Annotated in this window: 15 protein-coding genes; 2 read left to right on the top strand and 13 right to left on the bottom strand. The window is 61.4% G+C overall.

Features of this window, described 5'->3' with window-relative positions; genetic code table 11:
- Positions 1 to 34: 34 nt before the first annotated feature.
- Complete coding sequence (ftsZ, locus tag NKH49_RS07050) at positions 35 to 1,042, top strand: cell division protein FtsZ (protein ID WP_023677189.1); 1,008 nt, start codon at positions 35 to 37, stop codon at positions 1,040 to 1,042.
- Between the two features lie 43 nt (positions 1,043 to 1,085).
- On the opposite strand, the gene NKH49_RS07045 is transcribed toward ftsZ, so the two are convergent.
- From NKH49_RS07045 to NKH49_RS07015, 7 genes are all read right to left on the bottom strand, one after another.
- Positions 1,086 to 2,102, bottom strand: coding sequence for a phosphotransferase family protein (locus tag NKH49_RS07045; protein WP_352925873.1), 1,017 nt, complete (start codon positions 2,100 to 2,102; stop codon positions 1,086 to 1,088).
- A 7-nt stretch (positions 2,103 to 2,109) separates the two neighbouring features.
- The gene (locus tag NKH49_RS07040; protein WP_352925871.1) at positions 2,110 to 3,351 is read right to left on the bottom strand and encodes an acyl-CoA dehydrogenase family protein; all 1,242 of its coding nucleotides are present in this window, start codon (positions 3,349 to 3,351) and stop codon (positions 2,110 to 2,112) included.
- Positions 3,352 to 3,576: 225 nt separating this feature from the next.
- Complete coding sequence (locus NKH49_RS07035; protein ID WP_352925687.1) at positions 3,577 to 5,718, bottom strand: beta-galactosidase; 2,142 nt, start codon at positions 5,716 to 5,718, stop codon at positions 3,577 to 3,579.
- 18 nt (positions 5,719 to 5,736) lie between these two features.
- Positions 5,737 to 6,876, bottom strand: coding sequence for an ABC transporter ATP-binding protein (locus NKH49_RS07030; RefSeq protein ID WP_352473208.1), 1,140 nt, complete (start codon positions 6,874 to 6,876; stop codon positions 5,737 to 5,739).
- A gap of 61 nt (positions 6,877 to 6,937) precedes the next feature.
- Entirely contained in the window at positions 6,938 to 7,789 is an 852-nt protein-coding gene (locus NKH49_RS07025) for a carbohydrate ABC transporter permease (RefSeq protein WP_352452362.1), read from the bottom strand.
- Positions 7,789 to 8,673, bottom strand: a complete 885-nt coding sequence (locus NKH49_RS07020; RefSeq protein WP_023677182.1) for a carbohydrate ABC transporter permease — start codon at positions 8,671 to 8,673, stop codon at positions 7,789 to 7,791. The genes NKH49_RS07025 and NKH49_RS07020 overlap by 1 nt, the downstream gene beginning before the upstream one ends.
- A gap of 71 nt (positions 8,674 to 8,744) precedes the next feature.
- Positions 8,745 to 10,016, bottom strand: coding sequence for an ABC transporter substrate-binding protein (locus NKH49_RS07015; RefSeq protein ID WP_352925685.1), 1,272 nt, complete (start codon positions 10,014 to 10,016; stop codon positions 8,745 to 8,747).
- 243 nt (positions 10,017 to 10,259) lie between these two features.
- On the opposite strand from NKH49_RS07015, the gene NKH49_RS07010 reads away from it, so the two are divergent.
- Positions 10,260 to 11,462 (top strand): ROK family transcriptional regulator, encoded by a 1,203-nt coding sequence (locus NKH49_RS07010; RefSeq protein WP_352925683.1) that lies wholly within the window; start codon positions 10,260 to 10,262, stop codon positions 11,460 to 11,462.
- 26 nt (positions 11,463 to 11,488) lie between these two features.
- On the opposite strand, the gene NKH49_RS07005 is transcribed toward NKH49_RS07010, so the two are convergent.
- From NKH49_RS07005 to NKH49_RS06980, 6 genes are all read right to left on the bottom strand, one after another.
- Positions 11,489 to 12,859: an alpha-glucosidase/alpha-galactosidase gene (locus tag NKH49_RS07005; protein ID WP_352925681.1), complete on the bottom strand. Its 1,371-nt coding sequence runs from the start codon at positions 12,857 to 12,859 to the stop codon at positions 11,489 to 11,491.
- 21 nt (positions 12,860 to 12,880) lie between these two features.
- Entirely contained in the window at positions 12,881 to 14,548 is a 1,668-nt protein-coding gene (locus NKH49_RS07000) for an ABC transporter ATP-binding protein (protein WP_352501439.1), read from the bottom strand.
- A gap of 10 nt (positions 14,549 to 14,558) precedes the next feature.
- Positions 14,559 to 15,692, bottom strand: a complete 1,134-nt coding sequence (locus NKH49_RS06995) for an ABC transporter permease (RefSeq protein WP_352467677.1) — start codon at positions 15,690 to 15,692, stop codon at positions 14,559 to 14,561.
- A gap of 1 nt (position 15,693) precedes the next feature.
- A complete protein-coding gene (locus NKH49_RS06990; protein ID WP_352452370.1) occupies positions 15,694 to 16,701 on the bottom strand; it encodes an ABC transporter permease in 1,008 nt (335 codons plus the stop codon).
- Between the two features lie 112 nt (positions 16,702 to 16,813).
- Positions 16,814 to 18,898: an ABC transporter substrate-binding protein gene (locus NKH49_RS06985; protein ID WP_352541688.1), complete on the bottom strand. Its 2,085-nt coding sequence runs from the start codon at positions 18,896 to 18,898 to the stop codon at positions 16,814 to 16,816.
- 119 nt (positions 18,899 to 19,017) lie between these two features.
- Positions 19,018 to 20,484 (bottom strand): alpha-glucosidase/alpha-galactosidase, encoded by a 1,467-nt coding sequence (locus tag NKH49_RS06980; RefSeq protein ID WP_352925680.1) that lies wholly within the window; start codon positions 20,482 to 20,484, stop codon positions 19,018 to 19,020.
- Between the last annotated feature and the right edge of the window lie 21 nt (positions 20,485 to 20,505).

The raw sequence follows: 20,505 nt of genomic DNA, 5'->3' as shown, positions 1-20,505 counted from the left end.
CAGCGACCACTCGGCGTATCCAGGGAGAACGGCAATGAACACCGCGACGAGGCCGGTAATCTCGGAGATGAGGCCCAAGATCACCGTCGTCGGGGTCGGCGGCGGCGGCGGCAACGCCGTCAACAACATGATCGCCGAAGGCCTGCAGGGCGCGGAATTCATCGTCGCCAACACCGATGCCCAGGCCCTTGCCATGTCGAAGGCAACGAGGCTGATCCAGTTGGGCGCTCATATCACCGAAGGTCTCGGCGCCGGGTCCCTGCCCGAGGTCGGCCGTGCCGCGGCCGTGGAATCCATCGACGAGATCATGGATCACCTTGCTGGAACGCACATGTGCTTTGTGACCGCCGGCATGGGAGGCGGAACCGGCACTGGTGCCGCGCCTGTTATAGCACAGGCAGCGCGGGCAGCCGGAATACTGACCGTTGCCGTCGTCACCAAGCCATTCGTCTTCGAAGGCAGGCGCCGCATGTACGCTGCCGATGAGGGCATCGAGCGCCTGCGCGAAAGCGCCGATACCGTCATCGTCATTCCCAACCAGAATCTGTTCAGGATCGCCGACGCCAGAACCACGTTCGCCGACGCCTTTGCCATGGCCGACCGGGTCCTCTATGCGGGTGTCGGCTGCATCACCGATCTGATCGTCAAAGAAGGCCTGATCAATCTCGACTTCGCCGATGTGAAGTCGGTGATGCGCGACATGGGCCGCGCCATGATGGGAACCGGCGAAGCCGCCGGAGAAGGCCGCGCCAAGAAGGCAGCGGAAGCGGCAATCGCCAACCCGCTGCTCGACGAAGCTTCGATGATGGGCGCCAAGGGAGTCCTTGTCTCGATATCGGGCGGCATGGACATGACGCTGTTCGAGGTCGACGAAGCCGCTACCCGCATCCGCGAGGAGGTCGACAACGATGCCGACATCATCGTCGGCGCCATCTTCGACAAGGCACTCGCCGGAAAATTCAGGGTGTCGGTCGTGGCGACCGGCTTGCGGCGTGGCCTGGAGATTCCACTGCTTGCCGAACCGGAAGTTCGCATGAACTGAACGCGTATCGCTGCAACTCGCTCAGCCGACTGCCAGCCTCGCGTCACCAGGGCCGCGCGCCGTCGATGACTTCCATGGCACGTGCAGCAAAACAGCCGGCCAGCGGTGCCACATCCGCCGCATCGGCCGCAACCGCGCTGCCGGCCAGCACGCGGTCGGCGATGCCGACGAAGATCACGGCAAAGCGGAACATGGCAAACACCAGATGGAACCGCTGCAACGGCGCCGTCGGCACGGCGCGGGCGAAGTAATGATCGAGGAATTCGCGCTGTGTCGGAATCCCGAGGGCTGCCTGATCGAGGCCGAGGACGCCGCCATATTCGTCCGATGAGGAATGCCAGGGCATCGAGCAGAAGCCGACATCGGCAAGCGGATGGCCGAGGGTCGATAACTCCCAGTCGAGTATGCCGATCACCTCGGGCCGCTCAGGATGGAAGATGAGATTGCCGAGACGGAAATCGCCATGCGCGATCGAAACGTGGCCGTCATCTGGCGGAAGATGTCGCGGCAGCCATTCGGCGACGGCTTCGAGCGCGGCACTGCGCTCGCTCGGCGATTCCCGCAACTGTCTGGTCCAGCGCGCGATCTGTCGCTCAAAATAGTTCCCGGGACGGCCATAGTCGCCGAGCCCAACCTCTTCCGGCCGGACTGCGTGCAGCTTTGCCAGCGCCTCGGCCATGCCGAAATAGATGCCGCGCCGCTCGTCCGGCGCCAGTCCCGGCAACGCGCCATCGTGGAACACCCGGCCGTCGAGCCGCTGCATCAGATAGAACGGCGTGCCGAGCGGCTCGTCGCCGTCGTGATAGAGCACCGGCCGCGGCACCGGCACCTTTGTCGATGCTAACGCCTCGATCACCCGGTACTCGCGATCGACCGCATGAGCGCCGCGCAGGATCGGTCCCGGAGGTTTCTTGCGCAGAATCATGCGGCGGCCGCCATAGTCGACGAAATAGGTCGGGTTGGATTGGCCGCCGACGATCCGCTCAAGCGACATTTGGCCATCGCCAAAATGCGCTCTCAGAAAATCCTCCAGGCGTACTGGATCGAAATCTATCCTCATTGCCAGCTCAGCGGTTCCCGCCGCGACCTGTTTCGTCTTGTCTGCCGGCTTCGACATGCCAGCGCCAGAAGCCCGCACCTTCCTCGTCGAGAAAGCGGTTGAGCACCATCTTGTGGACCTCGTCGGCGCCGTCGACCAGGCGAGCCTGGCGGGCGTAGCGGTAGATCCATTCGAGTACAGTGTCTTTCGAATAGCCGCGGGCGCCGTTGATCTGGATCGCCACGTCGGCGGCGTCATGCAGCACATTGGCGACCTGGATCTTGGCCATGGAGACCTCCTTGCGGGCAAAGCCGCCGCGATCGAGCTCCCAGGCCGCCTTCATCACCAGCAGCCGCCCGATCTCGATGCGCATGGCAAGGTCGCCGAGCATCAGCTGGATACTCTCACGGTCGGCCAAAAGCTGCCCGAAACCGCTACGCTCGGCGGCATAGGCGCGCGCGATCTCGATGCAGCGCTTGGCAAGACCGAGCCAGCGCATGCAATGGGTGAGCCGCGCCGGACCGAGCCGGACCTGGGTAACCCGGAGGCCGCTGCCTTCGCCGGCAAGCACGTCCTCGACCGGGACTTCCAGGCCGTCGAACTCCAGCTCGCAATGGCCGCCATGTTCTTCCGGTCCCATGATTTCGATGCGCCGCACGATCCGCCAGCCCGGCTGGTCTTTGTGGAACAGCAAGGCCGAAAGGCCGTGACGCGGATCGTCCGAAGTGCGCGCAATGAGAATGAAGTGGCTCGCCTCTTGCGCGCCGGTGATGAACCATTTGCGGCCTTTGACGACATATCTGTCGCCGCGCCGTTCGGCTCTGGTCATGATCATCGACGGGTCGGAGCCGCCGCCCGGGTGCGGTTCCGTCATTGCAAAGGCCGAGCGCACCTTGCCCTCGACGATCGGTTTCAGCCATCTTTGCTTCTGCTCCGGCGTTCCCAACCGTTCCAGCATCATCATATTGCCATCGTCGGGGGCCGCGGAATTGAACACGACCGGACCGAAGATCGAGCGGTTCATCTCTTCATAGCAGACGGCCATATCCACCTTGGAAAGGCCGGCCCCGCCGGTCTCGGGTTTCAGCTGCAGGCACCACAGGCCGGCTGCTTTCGCCTTGCCCCGCAGCGTTTCAAGCAGCGGCAGCGCAATATTGCCATGGCCGTCATAGCAAGCCTTGTCAGCCTCGAGCGGCAGGATTTCGCGCTCGACGAAATCGGCGATCCGGCTGCGGAAGGCCTCGGTTCGGACGGAAATGTCGAAATTCATGGCGCTCACAAGGATGAAACGAGATGCCGCCATCGGCTCCGATGGTCGCGCCGGTAGTGTAACTGCCGTCGTTGAATGGGAGCAACAGCAGTTCGCCGGCCGTTCCTTGCGCACGTTCAAAGCGCCGGTTCGATATGGATCGATGCCCGGCGTGCTGCCGATGGCGGTCGAATTCCAGGATCAAAGAGTACTCAGGTTTCGTATGGCTAACGTCCGCTACAATGCTCAGATCAATTCGAGGACAGCGCAGCCATAGCCGTCCAGCGTCAACACTCCGGGGACAGGCCCTTCGCTATCGAGCAGGTTGCTGCCGAAGGGAACGCCGGTTACCGTAACGGGCGTGTCTTTGATGTTTTGCACGAACAACAGCCGGCGTTCGTCATTCTCGCGCATTGTGACCTCGACGCCGTCCGGCAGATCCGGAACCAGAGGCTCCACATTCGCATCCACGAAAGTGCGCTTAGCGAGTTGAGCTGTCAGCTCCGGGGTTAGATAAGTGCCGACATAGAGCACACGGCCCTTGCCGACGGCGCGGGAGGTAATTGCAGGCGTTCCTGCCGCGTAGCGGTTCGACCAAACCCCTACAATTTCGACTTCCGGTTCGACTGCGAGGTTCTCATAGAAATAACCGGCATCGAACTCGTGGTTTCCGACGGTAAAACGACGGATACGGCGGCTGGATTCGGCCGGTCTGTCGGGAGGAATGACGAGCCCGCCGGAGCGCGACATCGTATTGAACAGGCCATTGGCCCCAGGTGCCGCCAGCCGCCCGAAATCCTCGACGCGAACGCCGGTCAACTTCGACAGCGACCGGCCCGGCGCTGTCTCGCGGATGACGTGGTTGTTTTCGTCGCGGGTTCCCGTGCGCGCGCCGATGATGACGGTACCGCCATTTTCGGCAAAGACTTGCAGCCGCTCGGTCCAGCTGTCCTTCCAGATCACCCAATGCGGCACGTAGAACACCTTGAGCTTCGACAGATCGTCTTCCGGGTGGATGAAGCCGCAGGCGATGCCGCGGTCATAGCAATACTGATGCAGCAAGATTGCATCATCCTGCGGACTTGGCAGGCCGATGGGGAAGGTCTTGTGGGCTTCCTGATTGTCGAAGTCCGAGCCGGCGATGCCGACATCCATCCGCACATGGGTGCCCAGGATCTTGTCTTTAAGCGCCGTCATCTCGGTGGCGAACTGCCTGGCTTCGTCATAGCGGCGGCGAGCGACATCATCATGGTCTATGATGCCCATCCAGTATATCTCGGCGCCGAAATGTGCGGGACGCCAGCGGAAGAACATAATCCCATCGGCGCCACGCGCAACCGACGACATCGCCATGCGTCGCATTTCGCCCGGCTCCGGCGTCAGCGTGCAGAAGCCCGGCTGGGCGCCAAAACCCGACTGTTGTTCCGGCACTATGTAGTTGCCGGAAAATCCCCTGCAGATGTCGAGATGCAGCGCCTGGATCTTGGCGTGATTGCCGAGGCGAAAGAACTCGTCATAGAGGAACGGATAGATGTCGTAGCCGACGAAGTCGAGATCGGTGGAGAATTGGCCGCGAAAGTCGATGTCACGCAATCCGCCGAGATTGTGGAAGATGAACCAACTGGCATTCGCTTTTCTCAGGATCTCGACCTGGTCGTGCTGGAACCGTGCTGTCGAAAAGGCGAGAAAACGGTGGTAGTCCTGGAGGTGACCGGGACCGGGAAAGGACGGGGAAAAATCCAGCGGGAAGACAATTTCGCGGAAATCGCCGTAAGCCGTCGCCCAGAAATCGCCACCCCAGGCGAAGTTCAGCCTGTCTATCGTCTGGTAGGTTTCCTGGAGATAAGCCTGGAATTCCTTCAACGCCGACGGCGAATAGGATTCCGGCATGCTGGTGTTGAGTTCGTTGTCGGTCTGCCAGCCTATGACATTTGCATTGTCGCGGTAGTGGTCCGCCATCGCCCTGGTAATCTTGCGGCTATAGTCGCGAAACACCGGGCTGCTGGTGTCGGCATACTGGCGCGAGCCGTGGCCCATCGACCGGCCATTTCCATCAAGCCGCAGGATTTCCGGATGCTTTGCCGTCAGCCAGCGCGGCGGGGTGGCGGTCGGCGTGCACAGGATCGTGTTGACGCCGTGACGCGCGAGGCGCTCGATTGCCCGGTCGAACAGGTCGAAATCGAAGGTGCCTTCACGCGGTTCGAAAATGTGCCAGGCGAATTCGCCGAGGCGGGCGACGTTGAAGCCGGCCTCGGCCATGCGCCGGGCGTCGTTGTCCCAGTAACTCTCGTCCACATGTTCGGGATAGTGCGGCGCGCCGACCAGAAAGCGGTCGGTCTGGATCGTGCGCCAGACCGACAGGGCGCGGCCTCTTGAAGTCTTGTTCACGAAGGATACTCCTGCAGATCAGTCGGTGATGGTGGATTTGCGGGCACTGATTGTCCGCTCATCGACAGAGGAAAAGAGATAGACGTCACGCGGCTCGACCTTGAAGCCGACGGTCGCGTCGGCAGCGACGGCACTCGCATGGCCGATCTGGACGGTGACGTTGCCGCTGCCGCTTTCGGAACTGACGCATTGCAGCGGGCCCGCGTCGGCATAGAGGATGGTCTCGCGGCCGAGATGCTCGACCAGCCGCACCCGTCCTGCAAAACTCGCTGTCCCTTCCGCGGCCAAGCTGATGCTCTCCGGCCGAATCCCCATCGTCACCCTATCGCCGACCTGTACGGATGCCGCTTCCGTCAGTTCGACAGTCAAAGGAGAAAGACCGGCGGTCGACAGCGTGGCGGCACCGCCGGAGACAGCGGCGACGGTCACTTCGAAAAAATTCATCCGGGGTGCGCCGAGGAAGCCCGCGACGAAGAGATTGGCCGGATTGCGGTAGAGTTCGAGCGGAGCGCCCACCTGCTCGACCGAGCCGCGATTGAGCACGACGATACGGCTCGCCATTGTCATCGCCTCGGTCTGGTCGTGCGTGACATAGACCATGGTGGCGCCGAGCCTGGCGTGCAGATCGGAAAGCTCGACGCGCATCTGCGTGCGCAGCGCTGCGTCGAGGTTGGACAATGGTTCGTCGAACAGGAACACGTCGGGCGAGCGGGTTATCGCACGGCCGATCGCCACTCGCTGACGCTGGCCGCCGGAAAGCTGTTTCGGCCGCTTGTCGAGCTGGTCGGTAATGCGAAGGATCTTGGCGGCTCGCAGCACGGCGGCATCGATCTCGGCCTTGGGGCGATGCGCCATGCGCAGGCCGAAACCCATGTTCTCGGCGACGGTCATATGCGGGTAAAGCGCATAGGACTGGAAGACCATGGCAATGCCGCGCTCACCCGGCTCGGTGGTGGTGACATCACGGCCGTTGATCAGAATCTTACCGGTCGAGACGGTTTCAAGCCCGGCGATGATCTTCAACAGCGTTGACTTGCCACAGCCGGACGGCCCGACGGTGACAATGAACTCGCCCTGTTCGACGCTGAGATCGATGCCGCGCAGCGCGTGGTAGCTGCCATAATTCTTTTGTATCTGCCGGAGTTCAAGACTGGTCATGGAGCCCTGCTTGCGAAATCAGTTTCGGATCGGGTGGGCGACGCCTTGAAGTCATGGTCGCTCATCCCTTGACCGCTCCCATGGTGAGGCCGGTGATGAAGTGCTTCTGCATTAGGAAGAACATGGCAACCGGCGGCAAAGCCACGACGATGGTGCCGGCCGAGATCAGGTTCCAGGCCGAGACCCATTCGCCGCGCAGGTTGGCGAGGCCGGCGGTTACCGGTTTGACGGTATCGCTGATGGTCAGCACGACCGCCCAGAAATAATCGTTCCAGATAAAGGTGAAGAGCAGGATGGCCAGCGCCGCGAGAGCCGGCCGCACCAATGGGACCACGACATGTACCAATGTCTGAAACGGCGTCGCGCCCTCGGCCCTGGCGGCCTGAAACAGTTCTCCCGGCAAGGCGGCGATGAAGTTCCGCATGAACAGTGTCGCAAACCCGGTCTGGAAGGCGATATGGAAGATGATCAGGGCCGCCATCGTGTCGTAGAGGTTGAGCCGCACCATGAGATCGCGCACCGGGATCATCATGATCTGGTGCGGCAGGAAGTTTCCGCCGACGAACAGGGCGAAGACGAGCATATTGCCGCGAAACCGGTAACGGGCGAGCACGAACCCGGCGAGCGTGCTCAAGATGAGAACGCCCATCACCGAGGGGATTGTGATCGTCAGGCTGTTGAGGAAGTAGCGGGCCATGGGCGTCTGGGTGAAGACCGCCGTGTAGTTGTCGACCAGGCCGAATTGGGTCGGCCAGCCCCACAGATTGCCGCCCATGACATCCTGTGTAGAGCGGAACGAGGTAAGGATGATGGCAAAGAGCGGCGCCAGCCAGACAATCAGGATGCCGACCACCAGCACGACATAGAGGCCACGCTGCCAAATAGCAGTCTCGGGAATCGGGCGGGGAAACATCAGCCGCCTCTTTCATCGGCGCGGATCATCCGCGTCAGGTACCAGGCGATGAAGACCGCCATGATCACGAACAGCACCGAGGCAATGGCCGCGCCATAGCCGAAGCGGTAGGAAAATATGGACTGCTCGAACATCTGATAGGCAAGCACCTCGGACGAACCGAAGGGGCCGCCGCTGGTCATCACCGAGACCATGTCGAAGGAACGCAGTGCGCCGACAACAGTGACGGCGATGGCGATAAAGGTGACCTGCGTCAGCTGCGGCAACACGATGTGGCGCAGCATGTTCCAGCCCCTGGCGCCGTCGACCCGCCCGGCGCCGATCAGGTCCTCGCTGAGATTGTTGAGGCCGGCGAGATAGAGCACCATGCAGAAGGCGATCTGCGGCCACAACGCTGCGATCACGACGGCGAAGGTGACGAAGTTTTCATCCGACAGCACTGCCGGGGCGGTCGCGCCGAAGGTGCGGAAGATCAGGGCGAGAAGTCCGAATTCCGGCGTATAGACCCAGGTGAAGACAACGCCGACGGCAACCGAAGCCAGCACCAGCGGAATGAAGAACAGCGATTTGAGCAGGCGCATGCCGCGGATTTTCTGGTTGACGAGCAGCGCGATGGCGAGGCCGAGCGGCGGCGCCAGCATGAACATCACCAACCAGATCAGATTGTTCTTCAGCGAAACATAGAACTGCGGGTCGGCGAACAGTTCGCGGTAGTTGCCGAGGCCGATCCAGACCATCGGGCTGAAGCCGTCCCATTCGTGCAGGCTGATCCATAGGCTCTCGACCGCAGAGGCCAGAATGACGACGGAAAACAGCACAGCGGCTGGCAGGATCAGAAGTGTCGGTGTCAGCCACCAGCGATGGCGGCGCCAAAGCTTCGTCATTTTGGGGGACCTCATTCACGGAAAGCATCGGGGAGCAGAGCACGAACCCCGCTCCCCTCCGCTGGGAGGCGCTAGATCTTGAAGATCCGGCGACGAGTTCCCTCGAGACGCTGAAGAATGGCATCCCGGCGCTCCGGCTTGGCCATGAATTCCTGGAAGCCGACCAAACCCGCCTGGGCCATATCGGGATCGGTGTCACGGTCGTAATATTGCGACGTGCCGGCCACCGTCTTCAGGCTTTCCACAGCCGCGTTGACCAGCGGGTCCTTGCTGGCCGGAAGATCGTTGCGCGGCGGAACGTTGCCGCCAGGCTCCAGATAGGGGCCGAAATTTTCCGGCTGGTAGAAGAAGGCGAGGAACTCGCGGGCACCCGCCTTGTTCTTGGCGTTGGCCGGGATGTGGACCGAATTGACCGAGAATTCTTCGTAGCGGTCGAGGGCGCCGTCAATCTTCGGGAAAGGGGCGAATGTCAGCTGCTCGAGATCCTGCTCAGGGAAAGTAGCTTTCACGAAGGCACCGAGATTCATCATGCCGGCCTTCTTCTGGGCGAGGAAGGCGCCGGCCTCCTGCCAGCCGAACGACGTCTGATCCGGGGTGAAGAAACCCTGCTTGATCAGCTCTTCCCAGTGGTCGAAAACAGGCGTCAGCGCCGGGTCGGTGTAAGCCATCTTGCCGTTCATCAAGGCAAAGTGCTTGTCGAGACCGTTGATCCGCAGGTTCATCTGGTCGAACCATCCGGCCGCCGGCCAGAGTTCCTTGGTGCCGATGCTGACGGGAATAAGGCCGGCAGCCTTGGACTTCTGGCCGTAAGCGAGGAATTCGTCCCAGGTCGCCGGCACCGTCAGTCCGTGCTCGGCAAAGACGTCCTTGCGATAGAACATGCCCCACATCGTTCCGCCGGTCGGCAGGCCATACTGCTTGCCGTCGACAGTGACGGCACCGGTCGTGGCACCCAGCACGTCCTTGTACTTTCCCTTCTCGAACAGATCCGAAATGTCGTCGAATAGGCCGCGGGTGACGAAGGCGCGCATACGGTTTCCAGAGAACCAGAAGCAGACATCCGGCGCGCCGGCGACAAGGTAGTTGCGGATCGCGGTCTTGTGGGCCTCGTGATCCATATTGTTGATCACAACCTTGGTGCCGGACTGCTTCTCGAAGTCGGCCGCGATGCGCCGCAAGATCCGCAGGGCATCGGCATTGTTTTCGTCTGAAATGATGGTGACTTCGCTCGACTGGCTGAGTGCCGGCATCGGGAAGCCCGCGAGGGCTCCAGCGGAAATGCCCCCAGCTCCCTTCAGGAAATTGCGCCGCGTCGACGGCTTTTCAATCCACTTGAACGTCATTGTTACTCCTCCCGTGTTGTCAATTCTCTACTGGCACACCGGCCGGCACGGTTGTTCTTCTCAACGGCACGGCTCACCTCCCGGGCAAGGGAATATGCTTGCCCGCTCCTTCAGAGCGCGGTGACATTGCTAACCGGATTAATTTCGCTGACCCCCGGTTCGGGTGTTGAACAGTCGGGCAAACTTATGCATATGTTTTCTCGAGAGGCAATAATTAATTTACAAAATTAAGAAAGCGGATCCGTGAAGCTCAAGGGTGACCCGAGCACGACTCGGGCGATGAACCGCAGACTGATCCTCAATCTCTTGCGGCAGGAAGGAGCGCGCAGCCGGGCCGACATAGCGTCAGTTACCGGCCTTAGTCCGGCAGCGGTCACCTTCGTCGTGGCCGACCTCATCGAGGATGGCCTGCTGATCGAAGGCAAGACAGTCGTGGGCTCGGCTGGGCGCCGCCCTATCCCGGTGGATATCAACTATGCCAACGGCCTTGCCATAGGTTTCAAGCTGATGGTCGGATCGGTCGAATGCGTGGTCACCGATCTTGCGACCAATCCGCTGGGCTCTCTGCGCGTCAAGCTCTCGGACAGCGATCCCGACCACATCATAGCGACCTTGGCCAAGGCGGTACCGGAGCTGATTTCCATTGTCGATCGGCCCGCTGCCAAGCTTGCCGGGATCGGCATTTCAATGCCTGGCGTCATAGACAACCAGAAGGCTGTGTGTATCCGCAGCAATCGCTACAACTGGGACAACGTTCCCCTTGGCCCGATGCTGGCCGAACTGGTGGACGTCCCCGTGTGGCTTGAGGACGACACCAATGCCTATGCCATTGCCCAGCAACTCTTCGGCCTCGGACGCCAGCACCGCCATATGGCTGTGCTGGCGATCGGTGTCGGAATCGGCTGCGCGCTCGTCTTCGATGGCAAACTCTATCGCGGCGCGAACGGTGCCGCCGGCAAGTTCGGCCACAGCTCTTATGAGGAGAACGGCCGCCTTTGCGAGTGCGGAAAACGCGGATGCTTGATGGCCTATTACGCCGAGCCGGCGATCCTGCGCACCTGGCGCGAAGCCACCGGGCACGACGAAACGGATAGCAAAGTCAGCCTTATGGCAGCCTTGGCAGACCGCGAACCGCGAGCCGTCGCCATTCTCGAAGAAGCCGGACATGGCATCGGCCGGCATCTCGCCAATCTTGTCAACATCACCGACCCGGAGGTCATTGTCGTCGGCGGTGAAGCCGTGTCGTTTGGCGATGCGCTGTTTGGCCCAATGCGGCTGACGCTTGGGAAAAATACCTTTCGCGCGGCACCACCAATGCTGCTGGACTGGGAGGACAATTCCTGGGCAAGGGGAGCGGCTGCTCTCGTAACGCAGAAGCTCTTTGATTTCGAAACATCTGCCGGCAACGCCGCTCCGCTTTCGAAGCCGGCCCTATGGTCGGCATAGGCGAGTGAAATAGACAGCCCTGCGCCTCAGGCCGCCCGAACGCTGCGCGCTCCACGCGCCCAGGCCGGCAGCCAATCGCCATGCGCAACCAGCAAGTCATCGACCAGCGACCATATCTGGTCGAGGTCGAGCTCGGCCGCCGTGTGCGGGTCCATCATCGCCGCATGATAGATGTGCTCGCGGTTCTCGGTCATCAGCGCCTGGACCGTCAGCTCCTGGACGTTGATATTGGTGCGGATCAGCGCGGTGAGCTGCACCGGCAGGTCGCCAATGAACGTGGGTTGAATGCCGGAGGCGTCGACGAGGCATGGCACCTCGGCCGCGCAATTATACGGCAATGACGTGATGCAGCCATTGTTGCGGATGTTGCCGTAGATCACCGACGGCTCGCCGGTCCAGACCGAGTTCATGATCGAGGACGCATATTCCTTCGACTGCTCCACTTCGATCTTGTCAGCCGAGCGATAGGCTTCCGCTTGCCCCTTCCAGCGTTCGATCTGCTCGATGCAGCGCTTCGGGTATTCGTCGAGCGGGATACCGAACTTCTCGATCAGATCCTCGCGCCCGTCCTTGATGAAATAGGGCGTGTATTCCGCGAAATGTTCGGAGCTCTCGGTGACGAAGTAACCGAGGCGCTTCAGCATCTCGTAGCGCACCTTGTTCGGGCAGCGCGGATTCCATCCCGGCTTCGGCGCCCGCCCTTCGCTGTAGGCGCGCAGCAGATCCGGATAGAGATTGCGGTAGGAGCCGTCCGGCTGGCGATGCTCGAACTTCAGGTAGAAGGCCATGTGATTGATGCCGGCCGAGCGGTAGCGAATCTCCTCGTAGGGAATATCGAGATCATGCGCCAGTTCCATCGCCGTACCTTGCACCGAATGGCAGAGGCCGACCTGCTTGATGTCGGGGTATTTCTCCGCGATCGCCCAGGTGTTGATCGCCATCGGGTTGACATATTGCAGCATGATCGCCTGCGGGCAGACCGCGAGCATGTCCTCGCAGATCTTCCAGAGATGCGGCACGGTTCTCAAGCCTCGCATGATGCCGCCAACACCGAGCGTATCGGCGATGGTCTGGCGCAGCCCGTATTCCTTCGGAACTTCGAAATCGGTTACCGTGCAGGGCTCGTAGCCGCCGATCTGGAAGGCGACGACGACGAAATCGGCGCCCGCCAGCGCCTTGCGCTGGTCCGAATAGGTTTCGGCTTTGGCCTTTACGCCAAGCGTCGAGATCAGCTTGCCGACGACGATTGCGCTTTCCTCGAGCCGTTGCGGATTGATGTCCATCAGCGCGATCGTCGAGCCGGATAAAGCCGGACGCTGCAATATGTCGCCGACGATGTTCCTCATGAACACCGTCGAGCCAGCTCCGATGAAAGCGACCTTGGGATTTCTTGCCACAACAACCTCCGGCATAAGCAATTAGGCTACCTCGAAAGCGGCTTTGACCAGCCGTTCGGTGTAAGCGGTCTTGGGATGGGACAGGACTTCGTCGACCGGCCCCTCTTCGACGATCTTGCCGTGCTGCATGACGATGACGCGGTGGCACAGCGCCCGCACGACCTTGAGGTCGTGCGAGATGAAGATGTAGCTCAGGCCCCGTTCGCGCTGCAGCTTGCGCAGCAATTCGATGATCTGCGCCTGGACCGAGAGATCCAGCGCCGATGTTGGCTCGTCGAGTACGATGAATTCCGGTTCGAGCGCGACGGCGCGGGCAATCGCAATACGCTGGCGCTGGCCGCCGGAAAACTCGTGCGGGAAGCGCGAGAGGATATCGCCGGGCATGCCGGCGCTGATCAGCGCCTCGCGCACCCGCTCGATCCGATCGTTCCTGGTGGCGCCCATGCGGTTGACGACCAGCCCTTCCTCGATGATCTGGCCGATCGTCATGCGCGGGTTGAGCGACGAGAACGGATCCTGGAAGACGACCTGCATGCGCGACCGCAACGGCCGCATCTGGGCGCGCGAACAGCCATGGATCGGCCGGCCATCGAAATAGATCTCGCCGCTGTCGGTGGTGTTGAGCCTGAGCAACGCCTCGCCGAAGGTGGTCTTGCCCGATCCGGATTCGCCAACGAGACCCAGCGTCTCGTGCCGTCGAAGGGTCAGGCTGAGGCTGTCGACGGCGACGAGTTCGCGCAGGTCCGGCCTCATGAACGTGCCATGCCGCAGCATGAAGGAGACGCGCACATTCCTAGCTTCAAGAATAACGTCGGCGCCTTCCGGCAACGGATTTGCCTGGCCGCGCGGCTCGGAGGCAAGCAGGTGACAGGTGTAGGGATGCTGCGGATTGGCGAACAGCTTCTCCGTCACATTGTGCTCGCGCATCTCCCCATGCTGCATGACGTAGACATAGTCGGAGAACTGCCGCACCACGGTCAGGTCATGCGTGATCAGGATCACCGCCATGCGCAGTTTCTTCTGCAGGTTTCGGATGAGATTGAGGATCTGCGCCTGAACCGTGACGTCGAGCGCCGTCGTCGGCTCATCGGCGATCAGCACATCGGGATCGTTGGCCAGCGCCATGGCGATCATCACACGCTGGCGTTGGCCGCCGGAAAGCTGGTGCGGGTATTGTTTCAGCCGCGCCTGGGGCTCAGGAATCTGTACCTGCTGCAGCAGCTCGAGCGCTCTTGCTTCGGCCTGCCTGCGGCTCATCTTGCGATGCACCCGTATCGCCTCGACGATCTGGCTTCCGATCGTGTAGATCGGGTTAAGCGAACTCATCGGCTCCTGAAAGATCATCGAGATGCGGTCGCCGCGCAGTTTGCGCCGCGCACGCTCGGAAAATTTCAGGATGTTGGCCCCGTTGTATTCGACAGTCGATTTCGGCGACACGACTGCGCGCTTCGACAACAGTCCCATGACGGTGCGCGCCGTCACCGACTTGCCCGATCCCGACTCGCCGACAATGGCGATCGTCTCGCCGCGATAGAGCTGGAAGGAGATGTCCTTGACGGCTTCGATCATGCCGTGTTCGACCTTGAAATCGACGGCGATGTTGCGGGCATCAATGACCGGGTTTTCCGAACGGCCGTCATGGTCGAGCCGGACAGGCGGTGCGAAGGATTTGACGAGCGCGTGTTGCATCATCTCATGCTCAATAAGGATCGACCGCATCGCGCAGTCCATCGCCAAGCGCGTTGAACGCGAAGACGGTGACAAGCACGAAGCCGACCGGTGAGAGGATCCAGGGATAGGTGCCGATGACCGAATACGTCGCGGTGTCTTGCAGCATCAGGCCCCAGGAGATCAGCGGCGGCTTCACCGCGAAGCCGAGAAAACCGAGGAAGGATTCGAGCAGAACCACGCTGGGGATTGCCAACGTGACCGCAACGATCACGTGGCTCATCACGTTTGGAAAAATGTGTTGCATGATGATGCGGCCATCTGTGGCGCCGACCGCCATCGCCGCACGAACGTAATCAATCCGCGCCAGTGCCAGGGTCTTGCCGCGCACTTCGCGCGACATCTGCGCCCAGCCGAGTGCCGACATGACAACGATCACGAAGGCCAGGAAGACATTCGTCGGCGCCGTCACCGGAACCAGCGAGGTCAGCGCCAGATAAAGCGGCAATTGCGGAAACGCGAGCACCAGTTCGACGAAGCGCTGGACCCAGACGTCGAATGTGCCGCCGAAATAGCCCGACACCATGCCGACCGTCGTGCCGATCACGGTGACGATGAAGACCACGGTCAATGCGATCATCAACGAGATGCGCGAACCATAGATCGCACGAGCCAGCACATCGCGACCGAATTTGTCGGTGCCAAGGAAGTGCACCGGCTGGCCGTCGGTCGAGCCGAAGAAGTGCCGGTTCGCGGGAAGCAGGCCGAGCAGTCTGTACTCCGCTCCCTTGACGAAGAAGCCGAGCAGCCGCGGATGGTCGTAGTCCGGCCCGACGACGGGTTGGAAGGTGACCGGGTCGAGGTCTTCCGAATCCGCCAGGGCATAGACGCGTGGCTGGAAGACGAAGTTGCCGTCCTTGTCATGGAAGCTCATCATCTGCGGCGGGGCGAAGCCGACATCGGTCACCTTGGGATCCATCGGTGCGAAGAAGTCGGCAAACACCGCCAGCAGCACCAGAAACGCGACCAGGATGAGCCCGGCCATGCCGGTCCAGGACCGTTTCAGGCGGCGCCAGACGAGCGCGATGTAACTCTCATTGCCGCGCGGCTTGATCTTGGCCGGTTCCTCGGCAAGTGGCGGCAGCGAGGGCTCGAAAGCAAGCATCTCAGGACCCTGCATATTGGCGCACACGCGGATCGAGCATGACGAGCAGCATGTCGGCGATGATGTTGCCGACGATCAGCGTCGCCGACAGCACCATCATGAATGTCGCCGTGACATAGACGTCGCCGACCGCCATCGAGCCAACGATCGCCGGGCCGACGGTCGGCAGGGCAAAGATGATCGCGGTCTCGATCTCGCCGGTCAGCATATAGGGCAGCACCACGCCCTGATACATGACCAGCGGATGCAGCGCATTGGGCACCGCATGGCGCATCACGACCGCACCGCCGCTAAGGCCCTTGGCGCGAGCGGTTTCGACATATTGCGCGTTCAGCGTGTCGAGCAGATTGCCGCGCATCACCCGCATGTTGTAGGCGAGCCCGCCGAAGGTGGCGATGGCGACAACCGGCCAGACATGCCGGACGAGATCGACGAACTTCGCCCAGGACCACGGCGCCCCGCCAAATTGCGGCGAAAAGAAGCTGCCGATCTCGGAAACGTTGAACTGGAAGACCAGCAGATAGACGATGATCAGCGCCATCAGGAAGCGCGGCACCGTCATGCCGAGGAAGGAAATCGCTGACAGCGTACTGTCGATCCAGCTGTACTGCCTGGTCGCCGCCCATATGCCGAAGGTGATACCGAGGACCGAGGCCAGCAGATGGCACACCAGCGCCAGCAGCAGCGTGCGCGGCAGCCGCTCGCCCACCACATCGGCCACCGGCTTGTTGTAATAGAGGCTGTAGCCGAAATCGCCGCGGGTGATGATGCCGCCGATCCAGTTGAAATACTGGACGGGCAGCGGCTTATCGAGACCGTGTTCTATCCGATAGGCCTTGGCCTGCGCGTCGGCCTCGGCGAATGAGGCCCCGCCCTGATTGATCAACTGCGAGCGGATGTAGTCGGCATAGTCGCCCGGCGGCGCCTGGATGATGGCGAAGGTGACCAGGCTCAGAATGGCGAGGACCGGGATCGCCGACGCTATGCGCGTGAGCAGGAATCGCAACATCGGTCGGTCCGCTTCCTTGTCTGGCCGGTCGCTCTCTTTGAGCGTACGGAGGTTTGCTTTGTCCGGCCCCCCCCAGCGGCGCCGCCGGAGTTCTCAGTCAGGGGAGGTAAACCTAGTTCATCGGGCCCTTGTCTCCGGGCTTGCCGGGAAGCTCTTCGGGGAACAGCTCGTACTTGGCCTGCTTGTCGGCAGCGACAAAGACCCGCTCGCGGACGATCGAATCCTCGGCCCAGTTGAACATGAAGATCGGCGTGCCCTGCGGGATGTTGGAGAAGCGTTTGTTGATGATCAGCGCGCCGGGATATTCCGTCAGGCCGACATTGTAGACGTGCTCGGTCGAGATCTTCTGGAACTTTCTCATCAGGCTGGCGCGCTCGTCATTGTCCGCGGACGAGACAAACTTGTTGACGATGTCGACGAGGTCCTTCTCGAAAGGCATCATATCGACCTCGCCGTTTTCCGGCGCACGATGGTCCCAGCTGGTTCGTGGACCGACCGGGGCCAGCTGATCGGTATTCTGGACGACGGAAGTCAGCTCCTGATCGTTGCGCCGTACCAGCCAGTCGAAGCGGCCGGAGTATTGCGAGGCATCGCGCTGGGTGCCGTTGAGTCCGTTCAGCACGATCCGCAGCCCTAGCTTTTCCATCTGGGCGACGACACCTTCGGCAAGGCTCTTGTCGGTGGTGTAGTCGTTGTTGACGAGCATCACGATCTCGACATTCTTGCCGCCGGCGGTACCTGCAGGAAAATTGACGAAGCCGTCGCCATCCGTGTCCTTCAGGCCTGCCTTGGCGAGTTCCGCCTTAGCGCCTTCGAGATCGAAGGGGTAGTAGACCGTCGACTTCCGGTCGTAGAAGCTCGTGCCCGAGGATAAGCCGCCCGGATAGATGGCAGTGAACGGACCCTTGACCAGCGAGTCGCCGAGCGCCTTGCGGTTGAGCGCCATGGTGACGCCTTTGCGGAAGTCCTCGTTGCGGTTCAGCTCGCGTATCGCCTGTCCGCGCTCGTCGGGGTTGCCCCAGCCATTGGCTGAGAAATTCATGCGCAGATTATAGCCGATCAGCCGCGCGCCGAACGCAAGCCGTGCCGGTGCGTCTTTTTGCGCCGCGCGCTTCAGCGAGGCGACGAAGTTCTCTGGCTGCTCCAGATTGGAGAAGTCGCCCGCCCCCGATACCGCCTGAACGTCGCGGTCGGCCCAGGTCGACAATTTGTAGTGCAGTTCATTGAGATACGGCAGCTGGTTGCCCTTCTCGTCGACCTTCCAATAGTACGGATTGCGACGCATGACGATGATGTCGTCGGGGCGGTATGCCACCGGCACCCAGGCACCCATCACCGGCATGTTCATATATTCCGGCGGGAACGCGTTCTTGAACTGCTCGTAGGTGTTCTTCGAATATTTCGGATGCTGCGGCTTGAGGATATGCGACGGGCCCGGACAAAAGGTGCCGTAAGCCATGGCGTAAAGGTATTGTTTCGGAAAGGCGTCCTTGAACGTCCACTCGACGGTGTAGTCGTCGATTTTCTTCAACGTCGTGCCGACGCCGAAGGTCTCCTGCGTCGCGCCGTTCAGCGGCGACACATTGGGGTCGATCACCTCGTCGTCCCAGTAGAACATCACATCGTCGGCGTTGAACGGAACGCCGTCCGACCATTTGGCTCCTTCGACCAGATGCATCGTCAGCGTGTGGCCGTCCTTCGACCAGTCCCAGCTCTTGGCGAGGTTCGGCAGCGGCTCCGTGTCCTTGGCCTCGACCTGGAACAGCGGCGCGGTGCGCGTCAGGCATTCGGAAAGGCCGATGTCGATGCCGCCCCAGCCCTGCGTCTGGCCGGCGCCGTAGTTCCAGCCCTCCGGCCGGCCGCCGATGACATGACGCATCGTATCGCCGTAGACACCGACGCCGTCCGGCATATTGCCGGTCTTGAAGACCAGCGGCTCCTTCGGCAGCCGGTCCTTGACCGGCGGCAGCTTGCCTGCCTTGACGTATTTGTCGGTGACCCAATCGGGTTCGTGGTATTCCGGAAGTGCCTTGAACTCCAGGATGGAGTCGCGCGCGACGTATTTGATCTTTCCCTCGGCGGGAAATTGCGCGGGCACCGGCGGCACGGTCGGCTCGGATGCATACGCGTTCAGCGCCGAGGCCGAGACGCTAAGCGCCAGCCCGGCGAGAATGCCAATGTTTCGAAAATTCCTCATCGTCTCTCCTCCCTGTTGTTCAGGAGCGCGTTGACGCCGCTCCATTTCTCCTCGAACGAATGTACAGACTGGTGCGGAAAATCCTCCCGAAAGCTTGCCGCGATCCGTTCTGGCGAAATTCAGACGGCCTGCTTGAGAGCCGTTTTTTCCGCACGCAATTCCTCGATCGAACGGACGTCGCGCCTTGCCGCACCGGCCCATTCGCGGGTCTTGATCCTGGATTTCGAAAGCCGTTCCTTCGCGGCCGGCACCGCATCGGCATATTGCGGCAGCCAGCGAGCCTGGGCGACGACCATTTCGTCCACCATTTGCCAAACCTCTTCCGGCGTCGAAACCGCGCCGACCAGCGGGTCGTGCAGGACCGCGAGCTTCAGCAGGTCGATATCGCCGGAGATCGCCGCATGAACCGACATGCGCTGGACGTTGATGGAGGAAATGCAAGTGGCGGCGCAGGCCTCCGGCAGCGTGATGCCGGAGGCCATGTTGATACCGAAGCGGTCGACGAAGCCGGGCGACTCGACGATCGCGTCCTGCGGCAGGTTGGTGATGATGCCGTTGTTCTTGACGTTGAAATGGCCGCGATAAACGCGGTTCGTCTCCAGCGCCTCGAGAATGTGGCTGGCATGCTCGTTGGAGCGCTTGGCGGGGTCTATCGGCCTGGCGGCGGATTCCAGAAATTGCGGGAACTCCGTTTCGAACCAGTTGCGTGTTTCGGTCGAATAACGAAGGTAGCCGCCGGTCTCGCCGTGGATCCAGTCGGACATGTCGATCCAGCGGGTGATTTCGTCCGGCCGCTTGCGATACCAGGGCAGGTATTCGGAAAGATGGCCGTTGCTTTCGGTCGAATAGACGCCGAAGCGCTTCAGGACATCGATGCGCAGCTTTTCCTGCTGCGAATAGACCGGGTGCACCTCGAAGGCGGCAACCAGTTCGTCCTTACCGATCTTGCGGCCGTTGAGACGCAGGTCGATGAACCAGGTCTGGTGATTGATGCCGGAGCAGACGTAGTCGAGCTCGGTGCGCGACTTGGCGCCGAGCACTTCGGCGATCTGGTCGGCGCCATGCTGGACGCCGTGGCAGAGGCCGACGGTATCGACCCTGCCATATTCGATCGCCGCCCAGGTGTTCATGGCCATCGGATTGGCGTAGTTCAGGAATTTCGCCCCAGGCTCGGCGACTTCGAGGATATCCTTGCAGAAATCGAGGATCACCGGAATGTTGCGCTGGCCATAGAGGATGCCGCCGGCGCAGATCGTGTCGCCGACGCACTGGTCGATGCCATACTTCAAGGGAATGCGGATATCGTCCGCATAGGCTTCGAGACCGCCGACGCGAACGCAGCTGATGATGTAGCGGGCGCCCTCGAGGGCAGCACGGCGGTCTGTCATTGCCGTAACCTTGGTCGGCAGCCTGTTGAATTCGACGACCCTGTCGAGGATCGACTTGATCATCTGGAGGTTGCGCTCGCTGAGATCGGTCAATGCGAATTCGACATCCCTGAATTCAGGAACGCACAAAATGTCGGTGAAGAGCTTCTTGGTGAACCCGACGCTTCCCGCACCGATGATAGCGATCTTGAAACTCATCAGCCTCACCTCGACCTGATC

The sequence above is a fragment of the Mesorhizobium sp. M1088 genome (genome assembly GCF_040318575.1).
In the GTDB taxonomy this organism is placed as follows: domain Bacteria; phylum Pseudomonadota; class Alphaproteobacteria; order Rhizobiales; family Rhizobiaceae; genus Mesorhizobium.
The sequence above is the reverse complement of the archived record's forward strand: the minus strand, read 5'-3'. Positions and strand labels throughout refer to the sequence as shown.